Annotated in this window: 2 protein-coding genes; both read right to left on the bottom strand. The window is 64.2% G+C overall.

Annotated elements, in window-relative coordinates:
• A partial coding sequence (locus GOOTI_RS01095; protein ID WP_138985128.1) for a non-ribosomal peptide synthetase occupies positions 1 to 6,240 on the bottom strand: 6,240 nt, incomplete at its 3' end.
• Positions 6,241 to 6,308: 68 nt separating this feature from the next.
• Entirely contained in the window at positions 6,309 to 14,342 is an 8,034-nt protein-coding gene (locus tag GOOTI_RS01090; RefSeq protein WP_007236699.1) for a non-ribosomal peptide synthetase, read from the bottom strand.
• Between the last annotated feature and the right edge of the window lie 374 nt (positions 14,343 to 14,716).

Genomic DNA, 14,716 nt, shown 5'->3' with positions numbered 1-14,716 from the left:
ATCGTCGAACGACTCACTGGAATCGATCCGGGTGCGCAGGACCAGGGTGTTGACGAACATGCCGATCATGGGATCGAGTTCGGGTCGACCGCGCCCGGCGGTCGGGGTCGCCACGGCGACGTCGTCGGTCGCCGCCAATCTCGCCAGGAGCACGGCCAGCGCTGCGTGGATCACCATGAAGGGGGTGGCGCCACTGCGCTTGGCCACCTCGTCGATGCGAACGGCCGTCTGCTCGGGTATCCGGAAGTCGACTCGCGCACCACGCGGGTCCGCGACCACGGGACGCGGTCGACTCGTCGGGACTTCGAGTACCCCGGGTGATCCGTCGAGTGCAGCACGCCAGTAATCGAGCTGTCGTCCGACCCTCGACGACGCGTCGTCAACCGAACCGAGTGCGTGCTGTTGCCAGATCGCGAAATCCGCATACTGCACCGGCAACGGGGGCAGTCGGACGGACTCAACCCCCGACTGACGTTGTTGGTACGCCGCAATTAGATCACCGAACAGCGGTCCCGACGATTCGCCGTCGGAGGCGATGTGGTGGAGCACGACGGTCAACTCATGGTTACCATCACCGGGGTCATCGTCACCGGGGGAGAGGACCCGGATACGAATCGGCCACTCGGCGGCGAGGTCGAAACCGGAACTGATCACCGACGCCACCTCGGCGCGATCGGTTGTCACCGCCCAGTCGAGTTGATCGTCAACGGAGTCCACCGGGTCGATGACCTGCCGTGGGACTCCCAGGTCGTCGATGTATCTCGTCCGCAGGATCTCGTGTCGGGCAACCACATCGCCGACTGCGGCACGCAACGCATGCAGATCCAGCGATCCGGTGATACGTACCTGCTCGGGGATGTTGTAGGCGGCCGAAGCCGGCTCGAACCGGTTGATGAACCAGATACGTTGTTGGGCAAGCGACAGCGGGATGGCGTCCGGTCGCGGTAGGACCGGTTCGATCGGGCCGAGCCCACCTGCGCGGTCGATCACCGCCCGACACAGTTCACGCACGCTGGGGTGGTCGAAGACATCTCTCACCGCGACGTCGACTCCGAGCGCGTCTGCGGTGCGCGCCGCGACGCGAGTCGCCGACAGCGAGTTACCGCCGATATCGAAGAACGATGCCGTCACCGAAACCCGCTCCACACCGAGAACATTCGCGACGACACCGGCCACGAGATCCTCGTCCTTCGAGTGGGGCGCCACGTACACGACCTCGGCGCCCGCGAGGTCTGGGATCGGCAGCGCTCGCCGGTCGATCTTTCCTGCTGCTCCGAGCGGCATACGATCGAGGATCACCACGGCTGTCGGTCGCATGAAATCCATCAGATGGCGAGCACAGTGTGCGACGACCTGGGCACGGTCGATACCGGAACCACTCACGTAGCCGACTAGTACCGGTGCACCATCGGGCGTGTCGACGACCTGCGCGACCGCGTCCACCACGTTGGGGGCCTCGGCCAACACCTCGGTGATCTCACCGAGCTCGATCCGCTGCCCGTGCATCTTCACCTGCAGGTCTGCGCGTCCGACGTAGTCGAGCTGGCCTCCCGGACGCAGCCGGACGAGATCGCCGGTGCGATACAGCCGGGCGCCAGGCTCGCCGAACGGGTCGGCGACAAACCTCTCGGCGGTCAGTGGCGACCGTTGCGCATAGCCTCGAGCCAACTGCGGGCCACCGACGTAGAGTTCGCCGACCACACCCACCGGCACCGGTGCGAGGCGTGCATCGAGCACCAGCGCCGTCACGTTCCGGGTGGACCTGCCGATGTAGGGCCGACCGACTGCGGTGACGTCGCAATCGACGACATAGTTGGTGCATTCGGTCGGACCGTATTGGTTGATCAGATGTCGGCCGGGTAGCGCCGACGTGATACGCGTGGCCAGGGAGGGCGTGAGTGCCTCGCCGCCGGTGACGACGAGTTTCAGTTCCGACGACTGCAGCAGCGCTACGAGTGGCGCGGATTCGAAGATCGCCGACCACACGACAGGCACCGCTTCGGCACTGTGCACCCCCTCGTCAACGATCAATCGGCACAGGTACTCCACGTCACGGTGACCGCCGGGGCGAGCGATCACCACGGTCGTCCCATTCGTCAGCGGCCAGATCAACTCCGACACCGAGGCGTCGAAGGTATGGGCGGACTTGTGCAGGATCACGTCGACGTCATATCCGTCATAGAAGCTGTCGACGTAATCCAGGTGCGCCTTCATCGAGTGGTGACTGACGATGACGCCTTTGGGTTTACCCGTCGAACCCGAGGTGAACATCGTGTAGACGGGATTGCCCGGCAGCAGAGCCGCGCGGCGCTCGGACTGTGAAATCGGTTCGCGCAGTGCGGGAGCGGCACCACTCGCATCGACAACGAGCAATTGCTTGCCTTTGTCGAGTATGGCACTCGGTGGCGGCCCCTGGCCGACGAGCACCAGGTCGACGCCTGCGATCTCGAGCATGTAGTCGACTCGCTCGGCCGGAGCATCCGTGTCTATCGGTACATATTGGCCACCCGCAGCAATGATCGCGTGTATCGCGATCACCATCTCGACCGACCGGTCGATACACACTCCGACTGCGATTTCGGGACCGACACCTGCCGCGATGAGATCTCGCGCAAGGGCTTCCATGCGCGCACCGAATTCGGCGAAGGTGACCACGCGGTCTTCGAAGACAAGCGCCCTCGCCTGCGGATGCCTGCGAATCCGGGCGGCGACGTCGTCGGCAACGGTGCCCGCGGAGACCTCGCCCGTCGGACCGTTGAGCTCGTCGACGACCCGCTGTCCCTCCTCGGCCGACATGAGCCACGGAGCCCCGACCGGCTGGTCCGGATCGCTGACGAACGCAGCCATCAGGTGAACGAATCGCTCGCTCATCTCCGTGACCGTCGAGCGGTCGAAGAGGTCTGTCGCGTAGCTGATAGTGGCGCGCCACGGACGGCCCGGTAAATCCGACGCGATGATGAATGTGAGGTCGAGTTGCTCGGGAGCCTCGATGGGATCGAGCCGGGTCATTTCGATGCCCGAAACAGACAGCTGGTTCGATTGTGCGGCGGCCGCCGGATCGAACGAGAGCATCACCTGCGCCAGTGAGGCGAAGGCTTCCGAACGGCTTGGCGCCATCGCCTCGACGACCTGCTCGAACGGAACATCCGAATGGGCGAAAGCGTCGAGATCCGCGGAACGGACTTCAGTCAGAAGGTCAGTGAAACGGTCGGCGAGGTCGACCCGGGTGCGAAGAACAAGAGTGTTGACGAACATGCCGACGAGCGGATCGAGCTGCCGCTGCCCACGCCCGGCGATCGGCGTCGAGATCGAGATGTCGCCACTCGCAGACAGTCTGGCCAGCAGGACCGCGACAACGGCGTGTACCACCATGAACGGTGTCATGTCCTTGGCACGCGCCACATCGGTGAGATCACGGGCCAACTCGGCGGGGATCTCGACATCGACCATCGCACCGCGATGGGAGGCCACTGCCGGACGGGGGCGGTCGGTGGGCAGCTCGATGACATCCGGGATTCCGTCGAGAGTCTGCGTCCAATAGGTCAATTGCTTGGACAGGACCGAGTCCTGGTCGTCCGCGGAACCGAGGACCTCGTGCTGCCAGAGCGCGAAATCCGCGAACTGCACCTCCAACTCAGGCAGGTGGGGTGCGTTGCCCTGCACTCGCGCGGCATACGCGGCCGTCAGATCACCGAAGAACGGCGTCAACGATTCCCCGTCTGCCGCAATGTGATGCAGGATCAGGGCCAATACGTACTCGTCGTCCGATACCTGCTGAACACGAATCCTGATCGGCCACTGGTTCGTCACGTCGAAGCCGGCTCGAATCGCCTCGGCCACATCGCTTTTCGATGCGACGACAGAGAAATCGACATCTCCCGGGATGATCTCGCCAGATGGCCCGCTGCCCGACTCGATGCGTTGATACGGCTCTCCGTCGATTGCCGGATAGACCGTGCGCAGCACCTCATGGCGGGCGACGACGTCCGACACCGCGGTCCGCAGCGCGTCGATGTCGAGCCGACCCCGTACCTGCATGAGAACCGGGATGATGTAACCATCCGTACCATCACTGAACCGGTTGATGAACCAGATCCGACTCTGCGCGAACGACAGCGGGATGTGTTCAGGCCTGACCCCACCGGCACTCACCGGCGGCAGAGCAGCATCGAGATCGCCTACTCTTGCCGCGAGTTCACGAATCGAGGGGGCGTCGAACAGATCACGCAGATTCAGGTCGATGCCGAGTTCTTCGCACGTGCGCCCGACAATCCGCGCAGCCGACAACGAATTGGCACCGACGTCGAACACCGACTCGACGACGCTGATCCGATTCAGCCCCAATGCCTCACAGACGATCTCGGCCAGCGCCTGTTCGACATCGGTCTCCGGGGCGACATACTCGACCGTCGCGTCGACGACCGGATCGGGCAACGCCTTGCGGTCGAGCTTGCCGTTGACCGTCAGCGGCAGCCTGTCGACGATCATCACGATGTCGGGCACCATATAGCCCGGAACACGATCGCCGACCGTACGCCGGACCTCCGCAACATCGACGTCACCCGCGGCGTGCGCCTCCCCCGACGGAACGACATAGCCGACCAGGAGTTCGGTACCGGCCGCGTTCGGGCGAACATCGGCGGCAGCGGCCTCCACACCGGTCGCACCGAGAAGCGCGGTCTCCACCTCGCCGAGCTCGATTCGGAAGCCGCGCAACTGAATCTGTGTATCGGATCTGCCGAGATACTCCAGTGCACCGTCGCGGTAGATACCGAGGTCACCACTCCGATACATCCGCGAGCCGTCGCCGCTGAACGGATCGGCCACGAAACGTGTCGCGGTCAGTCCGGGCTGCTCCAGGTAGCCCCGGGTCACCTGCCCGCCGGACACGTAGATCTCCCCGGGCACGCCGTCCGGTACGCCGCGCAATCGGTCGTCGAGAAGGTGCACGCGCAGGCCGGGGAGTCCCCCACCCACGTCGGATCCGTGCGCGTGCTCGACGAAATCGGCATCGAGGAACCGCACGGTGGTGTGCACCGTGGTCTCGGTGATTCCGTACATGTTGACCAGTTGCGGGCCGGGCACCGTGGCCTCGTCGCGTTCGGCATCATTCGATCGATTCGCATACCAGCGGCCGATCTGCGCGAAATCGAGAGCCTCACCACCGAATACGACGAATTTGACGCTCGATGCCAGCGGTGTGGCAGCGTCTCCTCGCACGGCAGAGGCCAGCTGGTAGAACGCGGACGGTGTCTGGGACACCACGGTGACCGAAAACTGTCGGAGCAGCTGCGCAAAGCGCACCGGGTCACGCGTGGTCGGCTGATCGACGATGACCAGTTCGCCACCGAACAACAGGGGTCCCCACATCTCGAACACGGAGAAGTCGAAAGCGTACGAGTGGAACATCGTCCACACGTCGTGTTCGTCGAATCCGAAATGCTCCTGACACGCCGCCATCAACGCGACGACATTTCGGTGCTCGACGACGACCCCTTTGGGCCGACCGGTCGATCCCGAGGTGAAGATCATGTATGCGGCACTGCGGTCGTCGATCGCCGAGGGAAGCACCGTCTGGTCGTGATCGATGCTCACATCAGCCGTCGTCACGCACTCGACGTCGAGGAACTGCAGTGCGTCGCTGCCATCCTGATCGGTGATGATGAGCCTCGGCGTAGCCGTGTCCACGACGTAGGACAGTCGCTCTGCGGGATGCGAGGCGTCGAGTGGTAGGTAACTCGCGCCCGCTTTCAGGATGCCGAGAACGGCGACCGGCAACTCGACGGTGCGAGATACCGCGAGGCCGACGACGTCACCGATCCCGGCGCCTCGTCGTACAAGCCCGGATGCAACGGCATCTGATTGCTCGTCGAGCTCTCGGTACGACAGGGCAGCGCCCGACGTGTCGCGAGCAGCCTGCCGATCACCGAATCGACGCACGACCGATGCGAAGATGTCGGGGATCGAACGCCATCTCGTCGCGCCGAGGACCTGCCCGGCAGCGTCGCGCACGGAAACCACCCCGCCCTGCACCGCGGAGGCGATCGCTGGAGCATCGCGCCCCTCCTTGTCGATCAGCGTCGTGAGGATGGCGCTGACGGCGGCCTCGGTATCCATTCCACGCGCTGCGAAAACATCTGCGGTAGGCGCGATTCGAGCCTCGAGATCCGAAAAAGACACCGAGCCGTCTCGCCCGGTCAGCGCGACGGCATCAGGCGCAACGGAGGCAGCTGCCCTCACCAGATCGCGCGTCGGCGGTCGGTGGCCCCACAGTGACGAAACCGTTATTGCGTCAGCACGGAACCGTGTCACGGGCAACCCCTGGGATCCATCGATTCGACACCAATATCGCCGTCGGCAGTCGTGTCATCTGTAGCCGGGTCGCCAGCGGAACCCACGCCAGCGATCGCGGCGGCAGCATGTTGGGCAAGCTCGGTCAGCACCGCGTCGAATTGCTCGGGACCGGCCGCGGCCAGGTCCGGCACCAACGTCATCAATGCCACCGTCAACGCGGAATCCCGGTCTGGCGTCGTCGCCTGCATTGCCTGCGCCATCAGATCCAGATCAGCGAAGCTGACCGACCCCGAGCCGAAATCGACAGCGGTGCCGGCAGGTGCCGCAATCGCTGCCCGCGCGATGGCGTCCGGCAGAGGCGGAGACGGCTCCTCAGATGCGGTGTCGACATCTGCACGGACTTCGTCCGACGACAGAATGGACAGGTCGCCGACCGCGTGGTCGCTGCCATCGACGACGGAGCGGAGCAGGGTCACGTACCTCTGAGCGAACCGTTCGATCGTTGACCGATCAAAAAGATCTGTTGCGAAAAGCAATTGGGCACGCAGGTCCTCGGTGGCAGACCCTCCCGGGTCCTGTGGGAACAGACTCAGTTGCAAGTCCACCTTGGCCGCCGAGAGTTCCTCGCTGACCGGCGTCACTGTCAGATCTCCGAGATCGAGTCGCGGGAAATCCAGATTCTGGAACGCGAACATCACCTGGTAGATCGGATTGTGCGATGTAGGCGCCCCCTTCAGCACTCTGGAGACGATGGTGTCGAATGCGACATCCGTGTTCGACATGTCCACCAGGTCGTCACGCCGGACACGCCCCAGCAGATCCGTGAAGGATTCGCTCGAGTCCACCGTGGTACGCAGGGCCAGGGTGTTCACGAACATCCCGACGACCTCGTCGAGGCCTTGTTCTCCGCGGCCGGCGAACGGAGTTCCGATGACGATGTCTGCCTGACCGGACAGTCGACTCAGCAGCACGGCGAAGGCTGCCTGCGTGACCATGAACAACGTCGATCGATGCTCGTGAGCGATGCGCTCCAACTCCGTCGCGAGTTCCGCGGGAATGGTGAAATTCACTGCGTCGCCGGCAAATGTCGGATTCCTGGGCCGAACTCGGTCGGTCGGCAGGTCCAGGCGGTCGCCGATCCCGTCCAGTCGTCGCTGCCAATAGTCGAGCTGTCGTTCACACTCGGACTGTCCGTTGGTCACCGTCGACAACCGATCCGCCTGCCACAGGCTGTAGTCGGCGTACTGGATGGGCAAAGGTTGCCACGACGGTTCAGCGCCGAGACGACGGGAACCATAGGCGGCCATGAGGTCCCTCGCGAGCGCCGACATCGATCCCCCATCGGCGCTGATGTGGTGGACCACGACAACCAAGACGCTCGAGTTCTCCGCCACGTCCAGCAGAGCTGCGCGAACGGGAAGCTCTGCGGTCACATCGAATCCCTTGCCGGTGATCTCCGCTATCGCACCGCCAGAACCTGCCGGTTCGCTACGCAGAGACAAGGTTTCCGTCCAATCCCCGTCCGCGGGCATGATCACCTGAATCGGCTCGCCGTTGACCATCGGGTAGACGGTGCGCAACGCCTCGTGGCGTGCGACGAGGTCCTTGAGAGCGAGATCGAGTGCCACGACGTCGAGTTCGCCGTCGAGACGAAGTGCCAGAGCCACGTTGTAGGCGGCCGATGCGGGATCAGCTTGGTTGATCAACCACAGACCGCGTTGCATCTCCGATACCGGAACCATCTCCGCACGGCTGCGCGGACGCAGCGGTGTCACGGAGCCGGACGAGTTTCCCGTGGACAGTTGTCGGGCCAACTCGGCGACGGACGGATGTTCGAAGATCATCCGGACCGGGATCGTACGATCCAACACTGTGCCGACACGCGCGGCGACCTTCGTGGCCGACAGCGAATTGCCGCCCAGGTCGAAGAAGTCCGACACCACACTGACGCGCGATGTGCCCAGCACGTCGCAGAAGACATCGGAGATGAGCGTCTCGATCTGGGTGCGCGGCGCGACGTGTGGTGTTTCGTCGTCGAAGTCGACTGGCGGCAACGCCTGTCGGTCGACCTTGCCCGCGGCGGTCAGGACAAAGTTGTCGACGATCACGATCTTTCGCGGCACCAGGTACTCCGGCAGCCGCCCCGATACGTGCAAAAGCAGATCCCCGGGTGTCGCCCGAGCACCCGGCAGGAGTACCACGTAAGACACCAGCACATCGTCGCCTGCGGGTCCCCGAACACCCACGCTGACGGCATGGTCGACCGCGCGATGTTCGTGCAGCGCACCGTCGATCTCGCCCGGCTCGATACGCAGACCTCGAAGCTTCAGCTGGAAGTCCACGCGCCCGAGGTAGCGGAGTATGCCGTCACGATCGCGCACTACGCGATCACCGGTGCGATACATGCGTCCACCGCTACCGAACGGATCGGCTACAAAGCGGCCACAGGTCAGGTCGGGACGGCGGTGATAGCCGCGCGCGAGTTGTACGCCGCTGAGGTAGAGCTCGCCGGGGACACCGGGCGCCGCAGGCCGTAGGGCGTGGTCGAGGACGTGCGCGACGACCCCGGGCACCTCACTGCCGATCGGGACCTCGTCGGACTCCGACAGCGGTCCCGCCGCGGTCGCCCAGATCGTGACCTCGGTCGGTCCGTACAGGTTGTAGAAGGCATGTCCTGCTCGTACCCAGCGCCGTGACAACTCCGGCGGGCATGCTTCGCCGACGCTGATGACGTGCGACAGGTCAGGAACCCGCGTCGGATCGAGTGTGGCCAGCGCCGATGGCGTCATCACCGCATGCGTGATCCGTTGCGTTGCAATGAGGTTCTCCAGCTCAGCCCCGCCGAACACACCGGGCGGGCTCACGACGAGCGCACCGCCTGCTCCCAACGCCATGAGGATCTCGAAGATGGACGCGTCGAAGCTGGGCGAGGCCACGTGCAGCACACGCGACGCTTTGTCGAGTCCCAGGATTCGACGCTGGTTACCGACCAGGTTGGCCAGACCACGGTGACTCACCGCCGCCGCCTTGGGCTTCCCGGTCGAGCCCGAGGTGTAGATGAGGTACGCCAGGTCGTCGAGACGCGGAACGTCGGACAGTTCTTCCGACCGCAGCGGGGCGCCGCTGTGGCCTGCCAGCTGAAGCTCCGTATTCTCGTCGTCGAGCGTCAGCCAGTCGAGAGTGGGCGGCAGCGTCGACGACACGTCACGCACACTGATTCCCAATGTGGCGCCGCTGTCGTCGACGATCTCCGCGCGTCTGGCCACCGGATGTGCCGGATCGATACTCACAAAGGCCGCACCGGCTTTCGCAACCGCGACCGTAGCGAGTACGGAGTGCACCGACCGAGGAATCGCGATCGCCACCACGTCGCCCCGACCGATCCCACGGGAGCACAGTTCCCGGGCGAGTTGATTGGACTCCGCCTCCATGCTCGCCCAGGTGACGTCGCGATCACCATGAACTGCGATCGCATCGAGCTGGGCCTGTGCGAGACCTCCGGCGAGCACATGCGCGAAGGCCGCGGGTTTCGGCGTGACCTCGTCGGAGACGACCGGTCGGCGTTGCACCAAATCGACTGCACCGACCCGCATGCCGGGGTCGGCGGCGACCAGCGTTCCGACGACGGAACGAAATTGCTCACTCAGGTCTGCGATTGTGCTCTGATCGAACAGATCTGTGGCATAGGAGAACTCGACGTCGTAGCCTACCGAGTGGCCACCGGAATCCGGCTGATCATCGTCGGTCACGGTGATCGCGAGGTCGAATTTGGCTGCAGGCACGCGAGCATCGACGAGTTCGGCACCGGGCACCAGCTCGTGCAGGGCGGCGTTCTGCCCGGGGTACATGGTGAAGGCGACCTGGAACAACGGCGACCGCGAAGCCGCACGCGCCGGTGTGAGGGCATCGACCACGCGATCGAACGGAATGTCGGCGTGTGCCAGTGCACGCGTACGCACCGCGTGCGCCTTCGCGAGTAGGTCTGCGATCGAATCCTCGGATGCGACCGACGTACGCAGTACGACGGTGTTCACGAACATACCGATCAGTTCGGCGAGCTCAGGCTCGTCTCGGCCTGCCGTCGCGGTACCGATCGCGACATCGTTCTGCCCCGACCACCGCGAGAGCACGATCGCCAGCGCGCCGTGGAGCACCGTGAACGGCGTCACCGACCGCGAGCGGGCGAATTCCCGGACGGCCGAGGAGAGTTCGGCGTCAATAGGAAAGTCGTAGTAGGCGCCGGCTCCGCTCGCGACCGGGGGTCGCGGACGGTCTGTCGGGAGGGCGAGCATGTCGGGCATCCCGGCCAGTTCGGCGCGCCAGAAATCCAGTGAGGATTTGGCATCGGCGGAGGGATGGTCGAGGCTGCCGAGCGCTTCGTGGCTCCACAACGTGTAATCGACGTAGGACACCGCGGGAGCCGGCCGGGCGGTGGTGTCACCCGCAAGATGTCGTGTGTAGGCCGAGAACACGTCATTGATCAACGGCGGAAGGCTGAACCCGTCTCCCACGATGTGGTGGAGCACCACCAAGACGACAGCGCCGCCTGGCTCGTCGAGCAGTGACACCCGTAGCGGCATTTCGGTGAGGAGGTCGAAACCCCTGGCGGCCTCGGCAAGAAGCGCAGTCCGTCCGTCAGTGCCGTCGACGTCGATGTCGTGCACCGTCGGCTTGGCATCCTCGACGGCGACGACGTCCTGGACGGGCTCGCCACCGACCATCGGAAACCGCGTCCGCAACGGCTCGTGACGTGCGACGACCTCGGCGACCGCAGCGTTCAATGCCGCGCGATCGACACCGCCGGGTAGTCGGACGGCTCCCGAGATGTTGTAGACCCCCGACGACGGGTTCATCCGGTTGAGGAACCACAGACGGACTTGCAGTGGGGAGACCGGGATGATTGCGGGCCGCTCGGTTACCGGCTGGAGACGAGGCCGTCCGCCGTCGGAAACCCGTGCGGCCGCAGCCAGATCACCGATGTTGTCGACGCTGAACAACGTCGCGAGGTTGAAGTGGATGTCGAGCTCGGTTCGTGCCCGGGACACGAGCCTGGCCGCCGTCAACGAATCTGCACCGAGAACAAACAGGTTGTCGCGCATACCGACCCGGTCCACGCCGAGCACATCGGCAGTGAGTTCGGCGAGGAGGCGTTCGATCCGGGTACGCGGTGCCACGTACGCGGTCTCGGCCCGCACGCCCGGCACGGGCAGGCTCGCCCGATCCAGCTTCCCCGACGCGTTGGTGGGGAATTCCGTCATCGTGACGACCGCGTGCGGAACCATATGCGACGGAAGATGCCGTCGACACCACGCCAATGCCTCTGCCTCGTCTGTCACAGTGTCCGCGGTACGCACGTACGCCACGAGTACCGGTGCCGAACCGAGGTCGGTACGCGCGACGACAGCGGCGGTGTCGATGCCTGGCGCTTCGCACAGCACAGCCTCTATCTCGCCCAACTCGACACGTTGTCCGCGGATCTTGATCTGGAAGTCGCTGCGCCCCAGGTACTCGATCTCATGGTCGGCCGACCACCGCACCAGATCGCCGGTACGGTACATCCGGGTTCCTGTGCCCTGCAATGGATTCGCCACAAATCGCTCGGAAGTCAGTGCAGTTCGACCGACATAGCCGTCGGCGAGCTGGCAACCGGCGAGATAGAGTTCGCCGGGCACACCCACCGGGACCGGCTGAAGCCATTTGTCGAGCACGTACACGTCGGTGTTCGCAACCGCCCGACCGATCGGAACGACATCCTCGGAGGCGGTCACCCGATGTGCGGTCACATCGACCGCAGCCTCGGTCGGCCCGTACAGATTGATCAGTTCCGCCGATGACTCGGCGAGAACCCGTGAGGCAAGGGTTGCAGGCAGTGCCTCACCCGAGGCGAATACGCGTCGTACCGATGAGGCGAACAGTTTCCGATGCTTTTCTGCAGCAACGACTTCGGTATAGACGTCGAGCATGGAGGGCACGAAATGCAGCGTCGTGACCCCGGTATCGGCGATGAGTCTGGAGATCTGGTCGGGATCGCGGTGCGCGCCCGGAGGTGCGATCACCATCGTCGCCCCCTGCCGCAGAGGCCAGAACAACTCCCACACGGACACGTCGAACGTGTAGGGCGTCTTGTACAGAATGGTGTCGTCGGCGTCGATGCCGTACTCGTCCTGCATCCAGTCCAGTCGATTGATTATCGCCCGGTGTGACACCTTGACTCCCTTGGGCACACCTGTCGATCCCGACGTGAAGATCACATACGCGCCGTGGTCACCGCCACCGTGCACTCCCCCCGACCACGACGCCACCGAGGTCGACGCGATGTCGGACAAGAACGCCTCGTCGACCACCGCGGCCGCCTCGACCGATTCGATGATCGTGCGACGACGATGGTCGGGTTGCTGCGGATCCACCGGCACGTAGGCGGCACCGAGGGTGACTATCGCGTATAGCGCCGCCACCTGCTCGACGCTCCGGTCGAGAACGACGACCACGTTGTCGCCGACGCCGACACCTCGCGTGTGCAGCAAACCGGCGAATCGTCGGCGTACAGCGTCGAATTCATGCAGGGTGAGTCTGCGATCGCCGAAGACGACTGCCGTGGTGTCCGGTCTGGCGTCCAGTTGCGCAAGGTAAGCGTCGAGTAGATGTCCGCCGCGATCGACATCGAGACAAGGCCCAATGCCCCACTGCAAGATTTCCTCGCGCTCACCGGGCATCAGGAAGTCAACATCGAGTATCAGTGCGTCGAGATCGTCGAGGGCGCGGAACAAGAACGCCGAGAACCGATCGACGTGCTGTTGCAACTCTGCACTCCCGTACACATTCGGGTTGCCGTGGAGATCGATGACCACGGGAGCCCCCGGGCTCGCCTGGTAGATGTTGAGCCGCAGGTCCTCGAGAATTCCCGACGACAGAATGCGGTAATCGACCTCGGCGCCCTCGATCTCGATCGGCTGGTCGAAGAACATCAGGTTGACGATCGGGCCGAACGACGCGGTATTGGTGTCCGCGAGGCCGGCATCGGTCCGGATGTCCTCGAATCGGTACCGCTGATGACGTAGAGCTCCGGTGAGTTCGCGTTGCATCTGCTCGATCAGCCCGCGCATCGACGAGCGCGACACGTCACGTGCCCGCACCGGCAGCATGTTGGCGAGCATGCCGCTGCCGCGCTTGATCTTTGCTGTCGCCCTACCGGTGACGGGCAGACTGAGCACCACATCGTCAGTTGTCGCCGCTCGCGCGAGGTATGCCGAGAACGCGGCGGTCAGCAGTACCGCGGCCGACGAACTCGTCGCCCGCGCGGTCTGATCGAGTACGTCCTGCTCTTCCGCAGTGAGCTGCCGACCGGCGACGAGGTTCTGCGGGACGAGTGCCGCGGTGGCGGCGCGACGCGCCAGGGTCACGCGCTCGGGCAGGTCTTGCACGGTCTCCGCCCAGTGCGCGCGGTCCGACTCACGACGTGAGCTCATCTGGTACTTCTGGTCGTCGGCAACGATCTCCGCCAACGATGCTCCGACAGGCGAGCGATGCTCCAACCCGCGCAGCGCCGCGTTGTAGCGCTCGAGGACCTCTCTGACCGCCGTGAGCGCGGCGTACCCGTCGAGTGCGATGTGATGCGCACGCAGGTACCAGAGATGACGGTCGTCGGCGACCCGTATCAGCGCCGACTCGACCAGTCGATCCTCCAGCAGGTTCGTCTCACTCTGGTAGTCGGCATTCATCCATTGTCGTGCGGCGAACTCGGGGTCGGATTCGTGCCGCAGGTCGAGCAGACGAACACTGTTCTCGATCGACTGGTCGACAATCTGACGGGGGATGCCGTCGACATCGACGATGCGGGTGAACGCGAGCTCCAGATCGTGGCCTGTTTCCGCTGCCACTCGGACGAACAATGACGTGTCGAGTGGTTTGTCGACGTCTCGGATGTCGAGGAATTGGGCGATGTTGACGCTGTAGCCCTGGGACAGGTTCTCCGCGAACCACATGCCGCGTTGGGCGGCTGTGAGTTCCAACGGGATCAGACCGTCACCGTTCTGGGCGTCGTCTGCCATCGCACACCTCCTCGCTCACTGCACCCGCCCTCTCGTCATCGCGCGGCATCACTCCACCGTGTGTCCGCATTGTCGATTCTCGATACCACCCTGACATCGAGACTGGCAGCAGCAGGCCACACCTGAGATGGCCGTCGAAAAAATACCTTGTTTATACGACAGGAACCCCACACTACCGAGAGGTAATTGTGGAACCGAACAAGTCCAACGCATTCGTAACGGTCACCTCTGGGACTATAGAAATCGGATGCAAGACTGTTACACGAAGCCGATCATTGAGATTCGGCTCCAACAGACGTGTATCGGCGTATTCCTCAAAAATCAGCCAAATCCAAACATACAGTGAGCTTTCCGAGGGCGGACGTGCACCTCTC

The organism is Gordonia otitidis NBRC 100426 (assembly GCF_000248075.1).
In the GTDB taxonomy this organism is placed as follows: Bacteria; Actinomycetota; Actinomycetes; order Mycobacteriales; family Mycobacteriaceae; genus Gordonia; species Gordonia otitidis.
Note: the sequence above shows the minus strand (reverse complement) of the source record. Positions and strands in the feature narration are given on the sequence as shown.